A 14,750-nucleotide genomic window follows, 5' to 3' on the forward strand; every position below is an offset into this window, starting at 1 on the left:
GTGACCTGGGCGCGGCTGAAGGCCTATTTCGAGACGAGCCTGGCCGGGTTGACGCAGCCGACGCGCTCGGACTGGATTTTCGCCTTGCGCACCGTTTCGGCCGGCCTGATCGCGCTGCTCGCCGCCTATGCCCTCAAGCTCGACCACCCGCAATGGGCGATGATGACGGTGTTCATCGTCGCCCAGCCGGTCGCGGGCATGGTGCTGGCGAAGGGCTTCTACCGGTTGCTCGGCACGCTGGCCGGCGGGCTGGCGGCGATCGGCATCACCACTGTCTTCGGCACCAACCCATGGGTTCTGGTGACGGTGCTCGCCGTCTGGATCGGCATCTGCACCTTCGTTTCCTCCTTGCTGCGCAATCCCGAAGCCTATGGTGCGGCTCTTGCCGGCTACACGGCGATGATCATCGGCCTGCCTGCCTTCGGACAGCCGCATCTGGTCGTCGATCTCGCTGTCGCCCGTTGCGCGGAAATCGTGCTTGGCATCGTCTGCGCCGGCGTGACCAGCAGGCTGATCCTGCCGAAACTGGCCAGCGATGCCATCATATCGCGGCTGAAGCGCTGCATTCTTGACCTTGCCACCTATGCCGCAGGGGCCTTCTCGGGAGGTGATACAGCGACACTTTCCGCACTCCATCGCAAACTCGTCGCGGACACCCAGACACTTGGCGAAATGCGCGCCTATGCCAGGCTGGAAGCGCCGAGCTTCGCGCCGCGTGCCCACCCGGTTCGGCGCACCATCGGACAATTGCTCTCGGCCCTGTCGGCGGCACGCGCGCTGCATTCTCACGCCGCGCCGAAAAACGCCGCCCTCATCCCGGTGCGTTCGGAATTGCAGGCCCTTGTCGGCGATCTGGCGGCAAAGCCCGGCGCACTGGACGATACGGCACCCTGGGTGGAACGGCTCGACGCGATCTCGGCCAAGGCCCGGCAACTGCCCGATGCCTCGGTCGACCAGGGCGACGACAGGGTCGGCACCATCACGCGCCTCACCATCGCCGCCGATTTTGCCGAGGCGCTCAAGCAGGTGCTGCGCGGGCTCGATGCCTTGCGCGCGCCGGTCACACGTACCGGCCGCGCCAGCAGGCAGCCTGCGCTGGTGGTGCACCGCGACTACCCCGGCGCATCGCGCAATGCCGTGCGCGCTGCCCTTGCCACCTTGCTGGTCGCGGCCTTCTGGCTGACGACGAAATGGTCCGAGGCAGCGGGTACGGTCATTCTCGTTGCCGTCGTATCCAGCCTTTTCGCCGCTCGCCCCGATCCGGTGCAGGTGTCCTGGGGCTTCTTCAAGGGAACGCTGCTTGCCCTGCCCTTTGCCTTTCTCATAGGCCAGATAGCGTTGCCCGCCCTGCCCGGCTTCGGCTGGTTCGTCCTGTTTGTCGTGCCGATCCTGGTGCCGACGGCGCTGGGCATGGCCAATCCGCGCTATGTCGGCGTGGCCACGGCCTTCGCCATCAACTTCCTCGCTTTCCTCAGTCCGCATCAGGCGATGACCTACGATCCTGGCCCGTTCTTCGCCGGCTCGGCGTCCGTGCTGGTTGGCATCCTGCTGGCCATCGGCGTCTTCATTGCCGTGCTGCCCGCCGATCCGTGGCTCGCGGCAAACCGCATCGTGCGGGCCATGCGCGAGGATTTGGCACGGCTTTGCCTGCACGAGCGCGTGCCGAGGCGTTCAGCCTTCGAAAGCCTCGCCTATGACCGCGTCAACCAGCTGATGCCGCTGGTGCAGAACTCCGGCAGGAAGGGCGAGGCGGTGTTGGTCGGCGGCGTTGCTGCCGTGACGGTCGGCCTGGAGATCCTGAGGCTGCGCGGCACAAACCAAAACCATGCCATCCCGTCCGAAACCGCACTTTCGATCGCCAATTTCCTGAGAGGGCTGGCGCGCGAGCTGCTGTTCCGCGCTCCGGGTGATCCGCAGACAGCGACGGTCGCTGTCGCCCGGCAGTATGCGGCGAGCATCGCCCAGCGCAACGCCACCGGCGACATGCTGCAGATCGCGGCATCCCTGCGCATCATTGCCGCAGCGATGGAGGATTTTCCGGATTTCTTCGCGAAAGACCGAGGCTAAGCCGCCGCTATCGCCAACGCATGGCCGCGTGCGTTTTCGCGCAGCGCGTCGAGATGGATCGACTTGACCAGGGCGGCGAGATCGCCTTCCGCGGATTGCCCGCCCAACTCCTTGAGCATCAGCCAGCTGACTTCCTGCACGCCGGCGACGCGCTTGCCATTGGCGACCTCGCGCCAGATTTTCAGCGCACGCAGGATGATCGTATGCGTGGGGGCAGCCAGGCCTGCGCCGCGGAACAATGCCTGCAAGGCCACATCGTGGCCGCCAGCCAGCAGCGCCCTCACCCGCGGTTCGGACTGCTGGCCGAGTGCCACCAGCGTGGAGCCGAAGAAATCGACCTTGCCATGCGCGATGGTGCGGATGAGGAAGCTCGCGGTGAGATCGCCACGCAGCCTGAGATGCTCGATCAGCGCGGCATGCTCTTCCTGGCGCGTGCCCTCGATCAGCGTCACCGAGGCCTTGACGCAGGCGTCCCGCAGGACGCGATCGGCCCGCGCGGCGCCCATCAATGCCATGACCAGCGGTGAAGTCTTCAATGTCTCGCCGAGCTTGATGAGCAGCATGTGGCGGCAGTCGGCCGGAAGACGGGCGTCCGAAATCAGCGCCTCGCGCACCAGCGGCAGATGCCCATGGCGTTCGGCCATGCGGCGGAAGCTCACCGACGCGATGTCGGCGCCGCTATTGGCGAGCAGCACCGCGCAGGCTTCCGACTCGCCGATCTCGGCGATTGCCGCCGCCAGCGCCATCGAGACGACAGGCCGGTCGGCGATCAGCTTCTGCGTCGCCTTTTGGCTCGCCGCCACGCGGTTGATCAAATCGGCATCGGTGAGCAGCGGTGAACGCGCCAGCACCACACCGGCGACTTCCGGCTGGTCGGACGCCAGCGCACTGATGATCTGCAGCGGCGCGTGGTGGCTCATGGAGAGCGCTTCGGCCATCGCCAGCCGCACTTTCGACGAGGCATCGTCGAGCAGCAGCGTCAGCGCCGCCTCGGCGGCGCAGCGGTCCTCGAACGGCAATTCGGAATTGACATAGGCCCGGGCCAGCGCGTTGGCCGCGGCTGCGCGCTCGGACACTCTTGCCGTGTATATCCATTTCAGGAAATGCGAAACAACAACCATGCCCGTCTGCTTACGCCCCTTGCCGGAAGGTTTCCGGCCCCGCTGAAGACGGTAGGCAGAAATGGTTTACGAACGGTTCACCATGTTCATTAACTGGCTTGCGACCACCGGATGCAGCGCCTATCAACCGTCAATCAGCGCAGGAGACTGAAAAATGGCCGGCCTATACCTCGAAGAGTTCGTCGTCGGCCATGTCTTCCGGCACACGCTGCGCAAGACCGTGACCGAGAGCGACAACATGCTGTTTTCGGTGATGACGCTGAACCCGCAGCCGCTGCATATCGACTTCGATTTCGCCGCCAGAAGCGAATGGGGCAAGCCGCTGGTCAACTCGCTGTTCACGCTCGGCCTGATGATCGGCATTTCGGTCAATGACATCACGGTCGGCACGACGGTCGCAAATCTCGGCATGAAGGAAACCACCTTTCCGCATCCGGTTTTCCACGGCGACACCATCCGCGTCGAGACCACTGTCATCTCGGTACGGGAATCGAAATCGAAGCCGGATCGCGGCATCGTCGAATTCGAGCACCGCGCCTACAACCAGCATGGCGACCTGGTCGCCAAGTGCACCAGGCAAGCGATGATGCTGAAGAAGGCCGCCTGATGCGCTCGCTGCTGTTCGTCCCCGGCGATTCCGAGCGAAAGCTGGAAAAGGGATTCGGCGCCGGCGCCGACGTGGTGATCGTCGACCTCGAGGATTCCGTGGCGCCGCAGAACAAGGCGACGGCGCGCGCGGTCGCGGCACGCTTTATCGTCGAACGCAGGGGCCAAACCAGCTCGGCCATCTATATCAGGGTCAACGACCTGTCGACCGGGTTGACGGATGACGATCTTGCCGCGCTCGTACCGGCGAAGCCGGACGGCATCATGCTGCCGAAGTCCAACAGCGGCCAGGATGTGCAGCAGCTCTCTGCAAAACTCAGGGTGCGCGAGGCCGAGAACGGCTTGGCCGACGGCGCCATCAAGATTGTACCGATCATAACCGAAACCCCGGCGGGTGTGCTCGCCGCCGCGACCTACGCCGGCGCAAGCGCGCGGCTCGCCGGTCTCACCTGGGGCGCGGAAGACCTGTCTGCGGCGATCGGGGCGCGCACGGCCCGCGACGAGCACGGACGCTACACCGACGTGTTCCGCCACGCTCGCCTGACGACCATCCTGGCGGCCGCAGCCGCGGAGGTCGCGGCGATCGACACCGTGTTCCCGAATTTTCGCGACATGGCGGCCTTTGCCGCGGAATGCGCGGAGGCTGAACGCGACGGCTTCACCGGCAAGATGGCCATCCACCCCGATCAGGTGCCCGTGATCAACGCCGCCTTCACGCCCTCGGCCGAGGCGGTGAAGCAGTCGGCGGCGATCGTCGCGGCGTTTGAGGCGGCCGGGAATCCCGGCGTCGTCGGCATTGACGGCAAGATGTTCGACCGCCCGCATCTGCGGCTGGCCGAACGGCTGCTGGCACGCGCCAAGGCAGCCGGGCTCTCCGCTTAGTCTGGCGAGCCTTTGCTCGTCAGTCCCGCGCCAGCACGATGATCCGATCCTCCGGCAGATAGGCCAGCGCTTCCGACCTCAGGGGATTGACGGTGACGCCGCCCAGCGCCCGCTGGTCGGCAACTCCGGCGCGGATGCGCCGGTAGCCTATCGCGATCTCGCCGCGCAGCCGCGCCGATTCCGCAATCGTCCAGAAGGTCAAGGGCTGGTCGATGGCGACATAGTCGGCGACCGGCCGCATGTAGATTTCGGAGCCCTGCTCGTCGAGCAGATCATCGAAGATCGCGGCGAGATATTGGTTCTCGGACGCCTGCGCCAGCATCAGACTGACCAGCCGGTTGCTGACGACGAAATCTTCGGCCTTGGTCACCGCCGCAAGCTCGCGGTTGCGCACGTCGATCATCTCGCTGACGATGGAGATGTGCAGGCCGGCATCATCGGCGATCTTGCGCAGATGCAGCAGTGTCACCAGCGTGCGCGTGTCGGCCGGCTGCGCGGCCATGGTTTCGCTGTAGCCGAGGACCAGCACGTGGTCGTAGGAAGGCACGTCTAGGCTTGAAAGTGCCGTGCTGCTCGACGTGTCGGTGATGCGGCAGGAAACCTCCAGATTGTCGCCGGCGACCGGCAGTCCGGCAACTTCCTGCTCGAGGCCAGGCGTATCGGCGGCGATGGTCAGGATCGAACCAGGCGCGACATAGCGCGACAGTTCATAGGTGATGATCGGACCGCGCCGGTTCCAGCCGAGGATCAGCGTGCGCTCCGGCTTCGCCTCGACGGGCCGGGGGCCGCGGATCGCCGCCGCATTGATCTTGATCCCGGTGCTGCCGAGCCTGATCGCGGCATCGTCCTCGGCGATGATGATGGCGCGCATGTCCTTGCCGATCACCGTATCCGACGGCGGGTTGAGATTGACGCGCCCCTTTTGGTCGCAAAGCCCGATCAGCGCGCAATGCTCATAGGCCATCACCGCCTCGCCGAACGTCTTGCCGGTGAGTTCCGGCTGCGCGGTCGTGTAGATCTCGCAGCCGTCGAAATCGAGCAGCTCCGAATAGACGCCGCTGAGGCCCGACTGCCGGCTCGAATGCACGACGATGCGCGAGATCAGCTGATCGGCCAGCACGAGCTGCACCTCGGACCCGCCGACGACGCGGGCGACCTCGGCATTCTTGCCGTCGCGGATCTCGGCGGCGATGTTGTAGGGGTCGGTGCGCCGGCTTGGGTCGTTGACCAGCGCCAGCACCGTCTTGATGACCTGCGAATCCGGATCGTCACCGTCCGGCGACAGCACGATGACCGACCGCGAGGTCTGCGGATTGACGATGGCGAGATCATAGAGATCGGTCGGATCGCCGCTGCGGCAGATGATGCGCGTGTTGCCCAGTTTGCCGACCTTGGCCGCGATCTCATCCTCCATCGCGACCTTGTCCATATTGGCCATGACGACGATGCGCGGACGGCGACGGCTGGCATTGGCAATGACGAGTTCGGAGATGACGTCGAAGATCGACGGCGACCAGTTGAGGATGATGGTGTGATCGGCCTCCAGCACCCGAGAACGGCCCTTGCGCAATTCGTCGAGCTTGCCGTCGACGCCGGCGCTGAGCACGCCGATGAGGGCCGATACGACGAAGATGCCGGCAAGCGTGACGGCCAGCATGACGAGGCGGAAGGCCCAGCCTGTGTCGCCGCCCATCGTCCCGGAATCGAGCGTGCGCATCAGCGATTCCCAGAACGCCTCGAAGAAATTCAGAGGCTCGCCACCCTCCGGCGCGATGCGGGTCACGGTAAGGAAAGCCGCGGCGGCGATGATGATCAGCAGGGAAACGACTGCAAGCCAGCCGATCAGCGCGATCGGGCCGGCGGCCATGCTCTTGTCAAAGCCGTAGCGCAGCCGGGTTTCCAGCGTGTCTCGTCTCTTCATGCCAGTGGTGCCCCCGCACTATCCCCAAGGTCGATGCGCCAACCCCAACGCATCGCCGAAGCCGCTCTCTTAGCGTGTGTTCGGAGGAAGGGGAATCGTTTTTCGCGGTCACTGCCAAGGAAGCCGCCGTGAGGCGAACCTGACGCGCCGGTCTGGTGCGGCGGCTACCAGACCATCGGGATCAGGCGGTAGCGGACCCGGGTTGCGTAGTCGTCATAGCCGCGCAGGCCGGTGCGCAGGGTCTTCTCCTCGATGAAGGTGCGCATGGCGAGGAGAACGATGAACACGAGCACGGATACCAGCCCCCACCAGGAGCCAAGCAGGAGTGCGGTGCCGGCGAAGAAGAGGATGGCGCCGGCATACATCGGGTGGCGAACGTAGCTGTAGGGTCCCGTGGTGATCACGCGCTGTCCACGTTCGTCCTGGATCTTCACCACGGGGGCCGCGAAACTGTTCTCCAGCATGGTCAGGTAGCAGATCCAGATTCCGACCAGCAGGACCAGCGCGCCGACCGCCTGCGCCCAGAAGGGGACCGCCGACCAGCCGAAACGGAAGTCGAATCCCATGAAGCTCAGCCAGCCGAAGATGCCGATGAGAAGTATGGAGAGCAGGACCTTGTCGGCCGCGGTCTGATTCTTCTGGATGGGAGGGCTCAGCCGCTCGTTCATCAGGCCCGGATCGCGCCGCGCCAGCGCCACGCCCATGGTGAGGCTGAGCCCCACCATCACCATCAGATAGACCCACGCCCCGGGCCAATGCAGCGTTCCGGCCGACAGGAAGAGCAAGGCGCCCATGACGCCGAACCAGATGAATGTCTGAAACACCAATTTCGCGATCATGATCGACCTTCCACGTTATGCCCCTCGCCCGCATTGGCCGAAACAGACCAATGGTCTATCATACCGACCAGTGGTCTGTATTTCAAGCGAACTATCTGATATCCGTGCTGGACGGGAAAGGCCGTCGCGTGCAGAAGGTTTCGTCATGCCCCGTGTCATCAAGCATCCAGAGATCAGGCGAGAAGACATTCTGGACCATGCCCAGGCCCTGTTCCTGACGCAGGGCTACGACAGAGCGAGCCTCAACGACGTGATTGCCTCCGCCGGCATCTCGAAGGGCGCCTTCTATCACTACTTCCCCTCCAAGGAGGCTCTTCTGGAAGCCTTGGCTGACCGTTTCGCGCGGCAGGCACTGGCTGGGGTCCAGGGTATACTCGACGATCCCGGCCTCGACCCACTTGGCCGGCTGAACAGCCTGCTCAGCCAGTCGCGGCAGGCCAAGATCGAGACCGCGGCGGAGGCCTGGGCTCTTTTCGAAACGATGTTCCGGCCGGAGAATCTGGTGCTTTTCCACCGCATCAACCTGGCGGCCAACGCGTCGTTTTCGCCCCTGCTGGTCAAGATCATCCGGCAAGGTGTCGAAGACGGCACCTTCAGGACCTTCGATCCGGAGGGTGTCGCCGATATCGTCATGCAGTTCGGCTTGGCCACGCACGATGTCGTCGCCAAGGCGATCGCCGGCGGTAGCGACGCCGATATGGAGGTCGCGATCAAAGTCCTGGAACAACGCGTCAGGCTCTACGAAATCGCTCTCGACCGCATCCTCGGCCTTCCCGACGGCAGCATTCGGATCGGGGAACCCGGCTATATCAGAGCCGTCATGACGGCCCGACGGAAAGCCGACAAGGCGCGGTGACTTGCCAGGTCCAGAAACCTACTCCTTGCTCCAGCGTGGCCGGCGCATCGAGAAGACCTCATTGACGCAGGCGTAGTCCATGTAGCCGAGCCGAGCCACATTGCCAGCCTTGATGATGTCGAACAGGCCATCTTTCAGGAAGGCGTCGTCAATGTGCACGCCGACCACCTCACCGGCGACAACGACGGCGCTCGTCGGCGTTCCATCCAGCGCCTTCGGGCGAAACACCTCCGTCACCCGGCATTCCAGCGCGGCAGGCGCGGCCGCCACGCGCGGTGGCTTCACGAGACGCGAAGGCGCCATGGCGAGATCGGCATAGACGAACTCGTTGACGCCGCGCGGCGCGTTGACGGACGTATAATTCATCTTCTCCGCGAGATCGCGGCTGACCAGATTGGCGACGAACTCGCCGGTCTCCTGGGCAAAGGTGGCGCTGTCCTTCTCGCCCTCCGAGGAGAACCAGACGATGAACGGCCGCGTCGAAACAGCATTGAAGAAGGAGTATGGCGCCAGGTTGATCTCGCCTGCCCCGTTCAGCGTCGATATCCAGCCGATCGGCCGCGGCGCCACGATCGCCTTCGACGGATCGTGCGGCAGCCCGTGTCCCTTGGGCGGCTCGTAGAACATTCAGCCTGCCCAGGCTCCTGAGTAGTCGGCATAGAGCTTTGCCGGATCGGGCCGTGGCCGCTCCGGCGCCGGGCCGGCATAGGAGCCGATATGGATGAAACCGACGACGCGCTCCTGCGGCGCCAGTCCGAGGATCGCCCTGCCCTCCGCCACGTCGGAATACCAGTTGCTGATCATGTTGGTGCCATATCCCAGCGCATTGGCTGCGATCATAAGGTTCATCGCCGCCATGCCGCCGGACAGGAACATCTCCCATTGCGGGATCTTGGGGTTCTCTTTCGGCACCGACACCACGCCGATCACCAGCGGCGCGCGGGAGAAGCGCGCCAGTTCCTGGTTGCGGCGGCCCTCGGGCAGCGGCCCTTCCCGCTGTTCGGCAAGCGTCGCTAGCTTCCTGCCGATCTCGATGCGGGCATCGCCGCGATAGAGGATGAAGCGCCAGGGCTCGAGCCGGCCATGGTCAGGCACGCGCGTGGCGGCGGCGATCATCGTTGCGATATCGGCGTCGCTCGGCGCCGGCTCCTTGAGGTCCGGAATCGGCGCTGAATTTCGGGTCAGCAGGAAGTCGATGATCGGCGACGCCATGGGCGCAAGTCTCCTGAACACTCTGTTTTGAGCTGAAGCGCACCATCGGGAATTCGGGCGGCTCGGGCAAAGGCGCGCAAGCGCCGGCTGAAGAGTCTATCGATCGGACTCTTAAGCCTTGAAATTGCCACCGCCATGGGCTTCAACGCAAGGCATGTTTGAGGGGCGACTGCGTCTTTTCCTGGTCTGGCTCTGCGCCGCGCTGTTCCTGCTGCCGGTCTCCCTGGCTGCTGGGCAGGAAAAGGACGGCGTCAGCGACCTGAAACTCCCCGGAATTTCGAGCTACGCGACGCCAAAGAGCGAAGCCCCGCTGGCGCTCGGCGGCGGTGGCGCCATCACTTTGTCGGCGCAGCTGACCGACAAGGGCACCGATATCACCCGCGGCCTCGTCTGGCGTGTCTTCAAGCCCGAAGCCGTCAACGGCAAATTGCCGATGGTCGCCTCGGCGCATGGCGGCAGCGCCGTCTTCCAGCTCGAACCCGGCAGCTATCTGGTCCATGCCTCCTATGGCCGCGCCGGCGCCACCAAGCGCATCACTGTCGGCAAGGAAGCCAAGCGCGAAAGCCTGGTGCTCGACGCCGGTGGCCTGAAGCTCGACGCGGTCCTGTCCGGCGGCGTGCGCATTCCCCCGAAAAAACTGCGCTTCTCGATCTATGAGGGCACCGCCGAGGCCAATGGCGACCGCGCGCTGATCATTCCCGATGTCGAACCCAACAGCGTCGTGCGGCTCAATGCCGGCATCTACCATGTCGTCTCGACCTACGGTGCGGTCAATGCGGTGATCCGCTCCGACATTCGCGTCGAGGCCGGCAAGCTGACGGAAGCCACTGTCGAGCATCATGCCGCCGAGATCACCATGAAGCTGGTGCGCGAAGCCGGTGGCGAGGCCATCGCCGACACGTCATGGTCGCTGCTGAACGAATCCGGCGATCCGATCAAGGAGACCGTCGGTGCCTTCGCCTCGATGGTGCTTGCCGAGGGCGACTACACCATCATCGCCAAGAACCGCGACCGCATCTATCAGAAGGATTTCACGGTCGTGGCCGGGCAGAACCAGGAAATCGAGGTTCTGGCGACCGAAGCGGCGGCCATGGACCCCGAAGAAGGCGCGGACTAGCCTCCGCTGCGAATTCTCTAGCTTTCAGGCGGCCAGCTTGGTCCGCGCGGGCAGGAAGGGAATCCGGCGGCGCGGCACCTGCGGTGCCAGGTCGAACACACCGCGGTAAAGCCGGTCGAGCAATGCCTTGCGGTCGCGCAGCGGCTCCAGTTCGCTCCAGCTCAGAACGTCGCCGACGCGCACGTCGATCGCCTTGCCGGACAGCCGCGCGAATTCGTGGATGAGCATCGAAAGGCGCAGCGTCAGCGAAGCCTTGCCGACGAATTTGGCCACGCGGCCATCGCGCTCGGCCATGTTCATCGGCCCGCTGACCAGATGGAACAGCCTGCCATTCTGTCCGGAGAAATGCATCGGAATGACGGACGCCTTGGCATCCTGCACCAGACGCGCCGGAAACATCTTCCATGGCAGGTCGCGCGCCCGGCCAAAGCCTTTCGGCGCGGTGGCGACGCCACCGGCGGGGAACACCACGATGGTGACACCCTCCTTCAGCAGCCGTACCGCCTCGTGGCGTACGGCCATGTTGTTCTTCAGCGCTTCCTTGGTCTCGGAAAAGTCGATCGGCAGCGAATAGGGCTCCATCTCGCGGATCTTGAGCAGATCCTTGTGGATCATCACCCGGAACGGCCGCCCCAACTGCTCCGCCAGCGACAGCACGGCAATGCCGTCGCCAATGCCGAACGGATGGTTGGCCACGATCACCAGCGGTGTGTCCGGCAATGGTGCGGGCGGCCATTGGTCGGCGGTGCGGATCCGCACGTCGATCAGGTCGAGCATGCGGCTGAACACGCGCTCGCCTGATGGCACCACCTGGCGGCGCCAGAAATCATAGAGCGCGGCATAGCGGTCGCGCCCCGACAGGCCTTCAATGGAATGGATGACCCAGCGCGTCAGCGCCGGCTGTCGCGGATTGGCATAGGAAAGCTCGGGAAACGGTTTTTCGCGCGTCTTCAGCTTGAGCATGAGGGCTCGTTACAAGGTTGGCGTGACAGGGATATGAAAATGGCGGTGGATCGCTCCACCGCCATTCCTGGGAACTAACGGATCAGGCCGCGCGTTTGCGCCTGCGGTCCGGCGTAACGGCCTCTTCGGTCAGTTGCGTGATCGCCTCGGCAAGGCCAAGCGATTCCTGGTCGCGCGAGCCGAGCCGGCGGATGTTGACCGTCTGTTCCTCCGCCTCGCGTTTGCCGCACACGAGGATGACCGGCACCTTGGCCAGCGAGTGTTCGCGGACCTTGTAGTTGATCTTCTCGTTGCGCAGATCGGCTTCCGCCAGCAGACCGGCGGCCTTCAACTTTGCCACCACCTCGGTCGCGTAGCTGTCCGCATCCGATGTGATCGTTGCCACCACCACCTGCAGCGGCGCGAACCACAGCGGGAAATGGCCGGAATAATTCTCGATCAGGATGCCGAGGAAGCGCTCCATCGAACCGCAGATGGCGCGGTGCACCATGACCGGCTGCTTCTTCTCCGAATCCGAGCCGATATAGAAGGCGCCAAAGCGTTCCGGCAGGTTGAAATCGACCTGCGTGGTGCCGCATTGCCATTCGCGGCCGATGGCGTCCTTCAACACATATTCGAACTTCGGCCCATAGAAGGCGCCCTCGCCCGGATTGATCGAGGTCTTGATCCGGTTGCCGGACCGCGTCCTGATCGTCTCCAGCACGCTGCCCATGATCGCCTCGGCATGATCCCAGGCCTCGTCGGTGCCGACGCGCTTGTCCGGCCGCGTCGACAGCTTGACGCTGATTTCGTCGAAACCGAAATCAGCATAGGTCGACAGGATCAAATCGTTGATGCGCAGGCATTCCGACGCCAGCTGCTCCTCGGTGCAGAAGATATGCGCGTCATCCTGCGTGAAGCCGCGCACACGCATGAGCCCATGCAGCGCGCCCGACGGTTCGTAGCGATGCACATTGCCGAATTCCGCAAGTTTTACGGGCAGATCGCGATAAGACTTCAACCCATGCTTGAAAATCTGCACGTGGCCAGGGCAGTTCATCGGCTTCAGCGCGAAGACGCGGTCGTCGTCGGTATCGTCGCCGGCAACCGTCACCTTGAACATGGCGTCGCGATACCAGCCCCAATGGCCCGACGTTTCCCACAGGCTCTTGTCGAGCACCTGCGGCGCGTTGACCTCCTGATAGCCCTGCTCGTCGAGGCGGCGTCGCATGTAATTGACCAGGTTCTGGAACATCTTCCAGCCCTTGGCGTGCCAGAAGACAACGCCCGGCCCCTCTTCCTGGAAATGGAAGAGGTCCATCTCCCGCCCGAGCTTGCGGTGGTCGCGCTTCTCGGCCTCCTCCAGCATCGTCTGGTAGGCTTCGAGCTGCGCCTGGTCGGCCCAGGCCGTGCCGTAGATGCGCGTCAGCATCGGGTTGTTCGAATCGCCGCGCCAATAGGCACCGGCCACCTTCATCAGCTTGAAGGCGTTGCCGATCTGGCCGGTCGAGGCCATGTGCGGGCCACGGCAGAGATCGAACCAGTCGCCCTGGGCATAGATCTTGAGGTCCTGATCCTCGGCAATGGCGTCGATCAATTCCAGCTTGTAGCGCTCGCCCTTGTCGGCGAAGACCTTTTTCGCCTTGTCGCGCGACCAGACTTCCTTGGTGAACGGCTTGTTGCGCGCGATGATCTCGCGCATCTTCTTCTCGATCACCGGAAAGTCGTCCGGTGTGAACGGCTCGTTGCGGGCGAAGTCGTAATAGAATCCGTTCTCGATCACCGGACCGATGGTCACCTGCGTTCCCGGCCACAATTCCTGCACGGCCTCCGCCAGCACGTGCGCTGTGTCGTGGCGGATAAGCTCGAGAGCGCGCGCATCGTCGCGGGTGATGATCTCGACCTTGCCGGACTTGCCGAGCGGGTCGCTGAGGTCACGCACGGTGCCGTCAATAGCGTAGGCGACGGCCTTCTTGGCCAGCGACTTCGAGATCGATTCGGCAAGGCCGGCACCGGTCATCGCCGCGTCGTAGTCGCGGACGGAGCCATCGGGAAATGTCAGGGAAACGGAATTCAGCATATGGTTCTCCTATCCAGTCCCGCAAACGAGCGCGGGTGGTTGAAATGCATGTCACCCAAAAATGTATGATGGTCCTGGGGTTACGACATACACAAGATAAAGCCGGATGCGCCAAATCACATGGACAAACGGCAGCGCGCGGGTTTTAGAGGCAGTGCCGGGCCAGGTAAAGAGTGCTGACTGGCCGGCCGTCAGGAAATGTCGGCAGTGATGTCGCAGCCCTCCGCCCAGGCTTGCGAACATCCCCGCAATCGTCTGGAATTGCCGATATGGAAAACGCAACACCCAGCCGAACCGCCCTTGGCGTCGCCCGCATGAGGGCTCTGCATCAATTTTCACCGCAGGCAGGGTTGTTTCGCGATCCCTACGCGATCGCGATTCTGGGTGAAGCCGCTCCCGCGGCGCGCGAGCTTGAGCAAGAAGACGAGCGCCGCCGGCGCATGCGCCTGTTCGTGGCAGCGCGCGCCCGCTTCGCCGAGGACTGGCTGGCGGCGGCGGTGCGTCGCGGTGTCCGCCAACTCGTCGTGCTTGGCGCTGGCCTCGATACGTTTTCGCTGCGCAATCCGTATCGGGACCTCAGCGTGTTCGAAGTCGATCACCCGGCCACGCAAGCCTGGAAACGCAAATGCATTGCCGACAGCGGTCTCGCCGAGCCAGCCGCCACCAGATTCGTGCCGGTCGATTTCGAGCGGCAAAGCCTGTCTGCGGAACTCGCCGCGGCCGGTTTGCAGTCGACCGCGCCGAGCTTCTTCATCTGGCTGGGGGTCGTTCCCTACCTGACGAAGGAAGCGATCTTCAAAACCTTGTTCTGGATAGCCAGTGTCCCCGGCTCGGAGGTCGTGTTCGACTACAGCGAACCGGCTGCGAACCGCAGCGCGGCGGGACAGGCGGCGCTGGCCTTCCATGCGGCCCGCGTCGCGTCTGTCGGGGAGCCATGGATCAGCTTCTTCGTGCCGGCCGAGCTGGCGAAATCCATGGGCGAGCTCGGCTTCGACGAGATTGAAGATATCGAGAGCGGCGATATCGCCGCCCGTTTTTCCGAGGCCCCGAAGGAAATGACGAACAATTCCGGCGGCCACATCATCCGCGCGCGCAGGAGCATCTGAG

Annotated in this window: 13 protein-coding genes; 6 read left to right on the forward strand and 7 right to left on the reverse strand. The window is 64.1% G+C overall.

What is annotated here, in order from left to right:
* A complete protein-coding gene (locus FJV80_RS10275) occupies nt 1–2,067 on the forward strand; it encodes an FUSC family protein (protein ID WP_142876296.1) in 2,067 nt (688 codons plus the stop codon).
* Here FJV80_RS10275 and FJV80_RS10280 read toward each other — a convergent pair.
* Nucleotides 2,064–3,188, reverse strand: coding sequence for a DUF2336 domain-containing protein (locus FJV80_RS10280; RefSeq protein ID WP_142876297.1), 1,125 nt, complete (start codon nt 3,186–3,188; stop codon nt 2,064–2,066). The genes FJV80_RS10275 and FJV80_RS10280 overlap by 4 nt on opposite strands.
* Before the next feature lie 154 nt (nt 3,189–3,342).
* Here FJV80_RS10280 and FJV80_RS10285 point away from each other — a divergent pair, with 154 nt between their 5' ends.
* Together FJV80_RS10285 and FJV80_RS10290 are read left to right on the forward strand one after the other, a co-directional pair.
* Entirely contained in the window at nt 3,343–3,795 is a 453-nt protein-coding gene (locus tag FJV80_RS10285; RefSeq protein WP_142876298.1) for a MaoC family dehydratase, read from the forward strand.
* The gene (locus FJV80_RS10290) at nt 3,795–4,676 is read left to right on the forward strand and encodes a CoA ester lyase (RefSeq protein WP_142876299.1); all 882 of its coding nucleotides are present in this window, start codon (nt 3,795–3,797) and stop codon (nt 4,674–4,676) included. Before FJV80_RS10285 ends, FJV80_RS10290 begins: the two co-directional genes overlap by 1 nt.
* A gap of 19 nt (nt 4,677–4,695) precedes the next feature.
* On the opposite strand, the gene FJV80_RS10295 is transcribed toward FJV80_RS10290, so the two are convergent.
* Nucleotides 4,696–6,597: a hypothetical protein gene (locus tag FJV80_RS10295; RefSeq protein ID WP_142876300.1), complete on the reverse strand. Its 1,902-nt coding sequence runs from the start codon at nt 6,595–6,597 to the stop codon at nt 4,696–4,698.
* A 164-nt stretch (nt 6,598–6,761) separates the two neighbouring features.
* On the reverse strand, nt 6,762–7,436 hold the full coding sequence (locus FJV80_RS10300; protein WP_142876301.1) for an isoprenylcysteine carboxylmethyltransferase family protein: 675 nt from the start codon (nt 7,434–7,436) through the stop codon (nt 6,762–6,764).
* A gap of 145 nt (nt 7,437–7,581) precedes the next feature.
* Between FJV80_RS10300 and FJV80_RS10305 the strand changes: the two genes are divergently transcribed.
* Nucleotides 7,582–8,292, forward strand: a complete 711-nt coding sequence (locus FJV80_RS10305) for a TetR/AcrR family transcriptional regulator (RefSeq protein ID WP_095772802.1) — start codon at nt 7,582–7,584, stop codon at nt 8,290–8,292.
* An 18-nt stretch (nt 8,293–8,310) separates the two neighbouring features.
* On the opposite strand, the gene FJV80_RS10310 is transcribed toward FJV80_RS10305, so the two are convergent.
* Together FJV80_RS10310 and FJV80_RS10315 are read right to left on the reverse strand one after the other, a co-directional pair.
* Nucleotides 8,311–8,919, reverse strand: coding sequence for a flavin reductase family protein (locus FJV80_RS10310; RefSeq protein ID WP_095772803.1), 609 nt, complete (start codon nt 8,917–8,919; stop codon nt 8,311–8,313).
* The gene (locus tag FJV80_RS10315; protein ID WP_095772804.1) at nt 8,920–9,504 is read right to left on the reverse strand and encodes a nitroreductase; all 585 of its coding nucleotides are present in this window, start codon (nt 9,502–9,504) and stop codon (nt 8,920–8,922) included.
* Nucleotides 9,505–9,658: 154 nt separating this feature from the next.
* Here FJV80_RS10315 and FJV80_RS10320 point away from each other — a divergent pair, with 154 nt between their 5' ends.
* On the forward strand, nt 9,659–10,621 hold the full coding sequence (locus FJV80_RS10320; protein ID WP_095772805.1) for a hypothetical protein: 963 nt from the start codon (nt 9,659–9,661) through the stop codon (nt 10,619–10,621).
* Between the two features lie 24 nt (nt 10,622–10,645).
* On the opposite strand, the gene FJV80_RS10325 is transcribed toward FJV80_RS10320, so the two are convergent.
* Together FJV80_RS10325 and thrS are read right to left on the reverse strand one after the other, a co-directional pair.
* Nucleotides 10,646–11,584, reverse strand: coding sequence for a GNAT family N-acetyltransferase (locus FJV80_RS10325; protein WP_095772806.1), 939 nt, complete (start codon nt 11,582–11,584; stop codon nt 10,646–10,648).
* Between the two features lie 82 nt (nt 11,585–11,666).
* The gene (gene thrS, locus FJV80_RS10330) at nt 11,667–13,643 is read right to left on the reverse strand and encodes a threonine--tRNA ligase (RefSeq protein ID WP_142876302.1); all 1,977 of its coding nucleotides are present in this window, start codon (nt 13,641–13,643) and stop codon (nt 11,667–11,669) included.
* Between the two features lie 269 nt (nt 13,644–13,912).
* Here thrS and FJV80_RS10335 point away from each other — a divergent pair, with 269 nt between their 5' ends.
* Entirely contained in the window at nt 13,913–14,749 is an 837-nt protein-coding gene (locus FJV80_RS10335) for an SAM-dependent methyltransferase (RefSeq protein WP_142876361.1), read from the forward strand.
* Nucleotide 14,750: the final 1 nt, after the last annotated feature.

Origin of the sequence: Mesorhizobium sp. WSM4310 (assembly GCF_007003935.1) — a bacterium.
GTDB lineage: Bacteria > Pseudomonadota > Alphaproteobacteria > Rhizobiales > Rhizobiaceae > Mesorhizobium.

Bases quoted from the DNA above. Each gene is read 5' to 3' on its own strand.
- FJV80_RS10310 (WP_095772803.1), bottom strand. From the start codon at position 8,919: ATGTTCTACGAGCCGCCCAAGGGACACGGGCTGCCGCACGATCCGTCG.
- FJV80_RS10335 (WP_142876361.1), top strand. From the start codon at position 13,913: ATGGAAAACGCAACACCCAGCCGAACCGCCCTTGGCGTCGCCCGCATG.
- FJV80_RS10305 (WP_095772802.1), top strand. From the start codon at position 7,582: ATGCCCCGTGTCATCAAGCATCCAGAGATCAGGCGAGAAGACATTCTG.
- FJV80_RS10295 (WP_142876300.1), bottom strand. From the start codon at position 6,597: ATGAAGAGACGAGACACGCTGGAAACCCGGCTGCGCTACGGCTTTGAC.
- FJV80_RS10315 (WP_095772804.1), bottom strand. From the start codon at position 9,504: ATGGCGTCGCCGATCATCGACTTCCTGCTGACCCGAAATTCAGCGCCG.
- FJV80_RS10280 (WP_142876297.1), bottom strand. From the start codon at position 3,188: ATGGTTGTTGTTTCGCATTTCCTGAAATGGATATACACGGCAAGAGTG.
- FJV80_RS10290 (WP_142876299.1), top strand. From the start codon at position 3,795: ATGCGCTCGCTGCTGTTCGTCCCCGGCGATTCCGAGCGAAAGCTGGAA.
- thrS (WP_142876302.1), bottom strand. From the start codon at position 13,643: ATGCTGAATTCCGTTTCCCTGACATTTCCCGATGGCTCCGTCCGCGAC.
- FJV80_RS10325 (WP_095772806.1), bottom strand. From the start codon at position 11,584: ATGCTCAAGCTGAAGACGCGCGAAAAACCGTTTCCCGAGCTTTCCTAT.
- FJV80_RS10300 (WP_142876301.1), bottom strand. From the start codon at position 7,436: ATGATCGCGAAATTGGTGTTTCAGACATTCATCTGGTTCGGCGTCATG.
- FJV80_RS10320 (WP_095772805.1), top strand. From the start codon at position 9,659: ATGTTTGAGGGGCGACTGCGTCTTTTCCTGGTCTGGCTCTGCGCCGCG.
- FJV80_RS10285 (WP_142876298.1), top strand. From the start codon at position 3,343: ATGGCCGGCCTATACCTCGAAGAGTTCGTCGTCGGCCATGTCTTCCGG.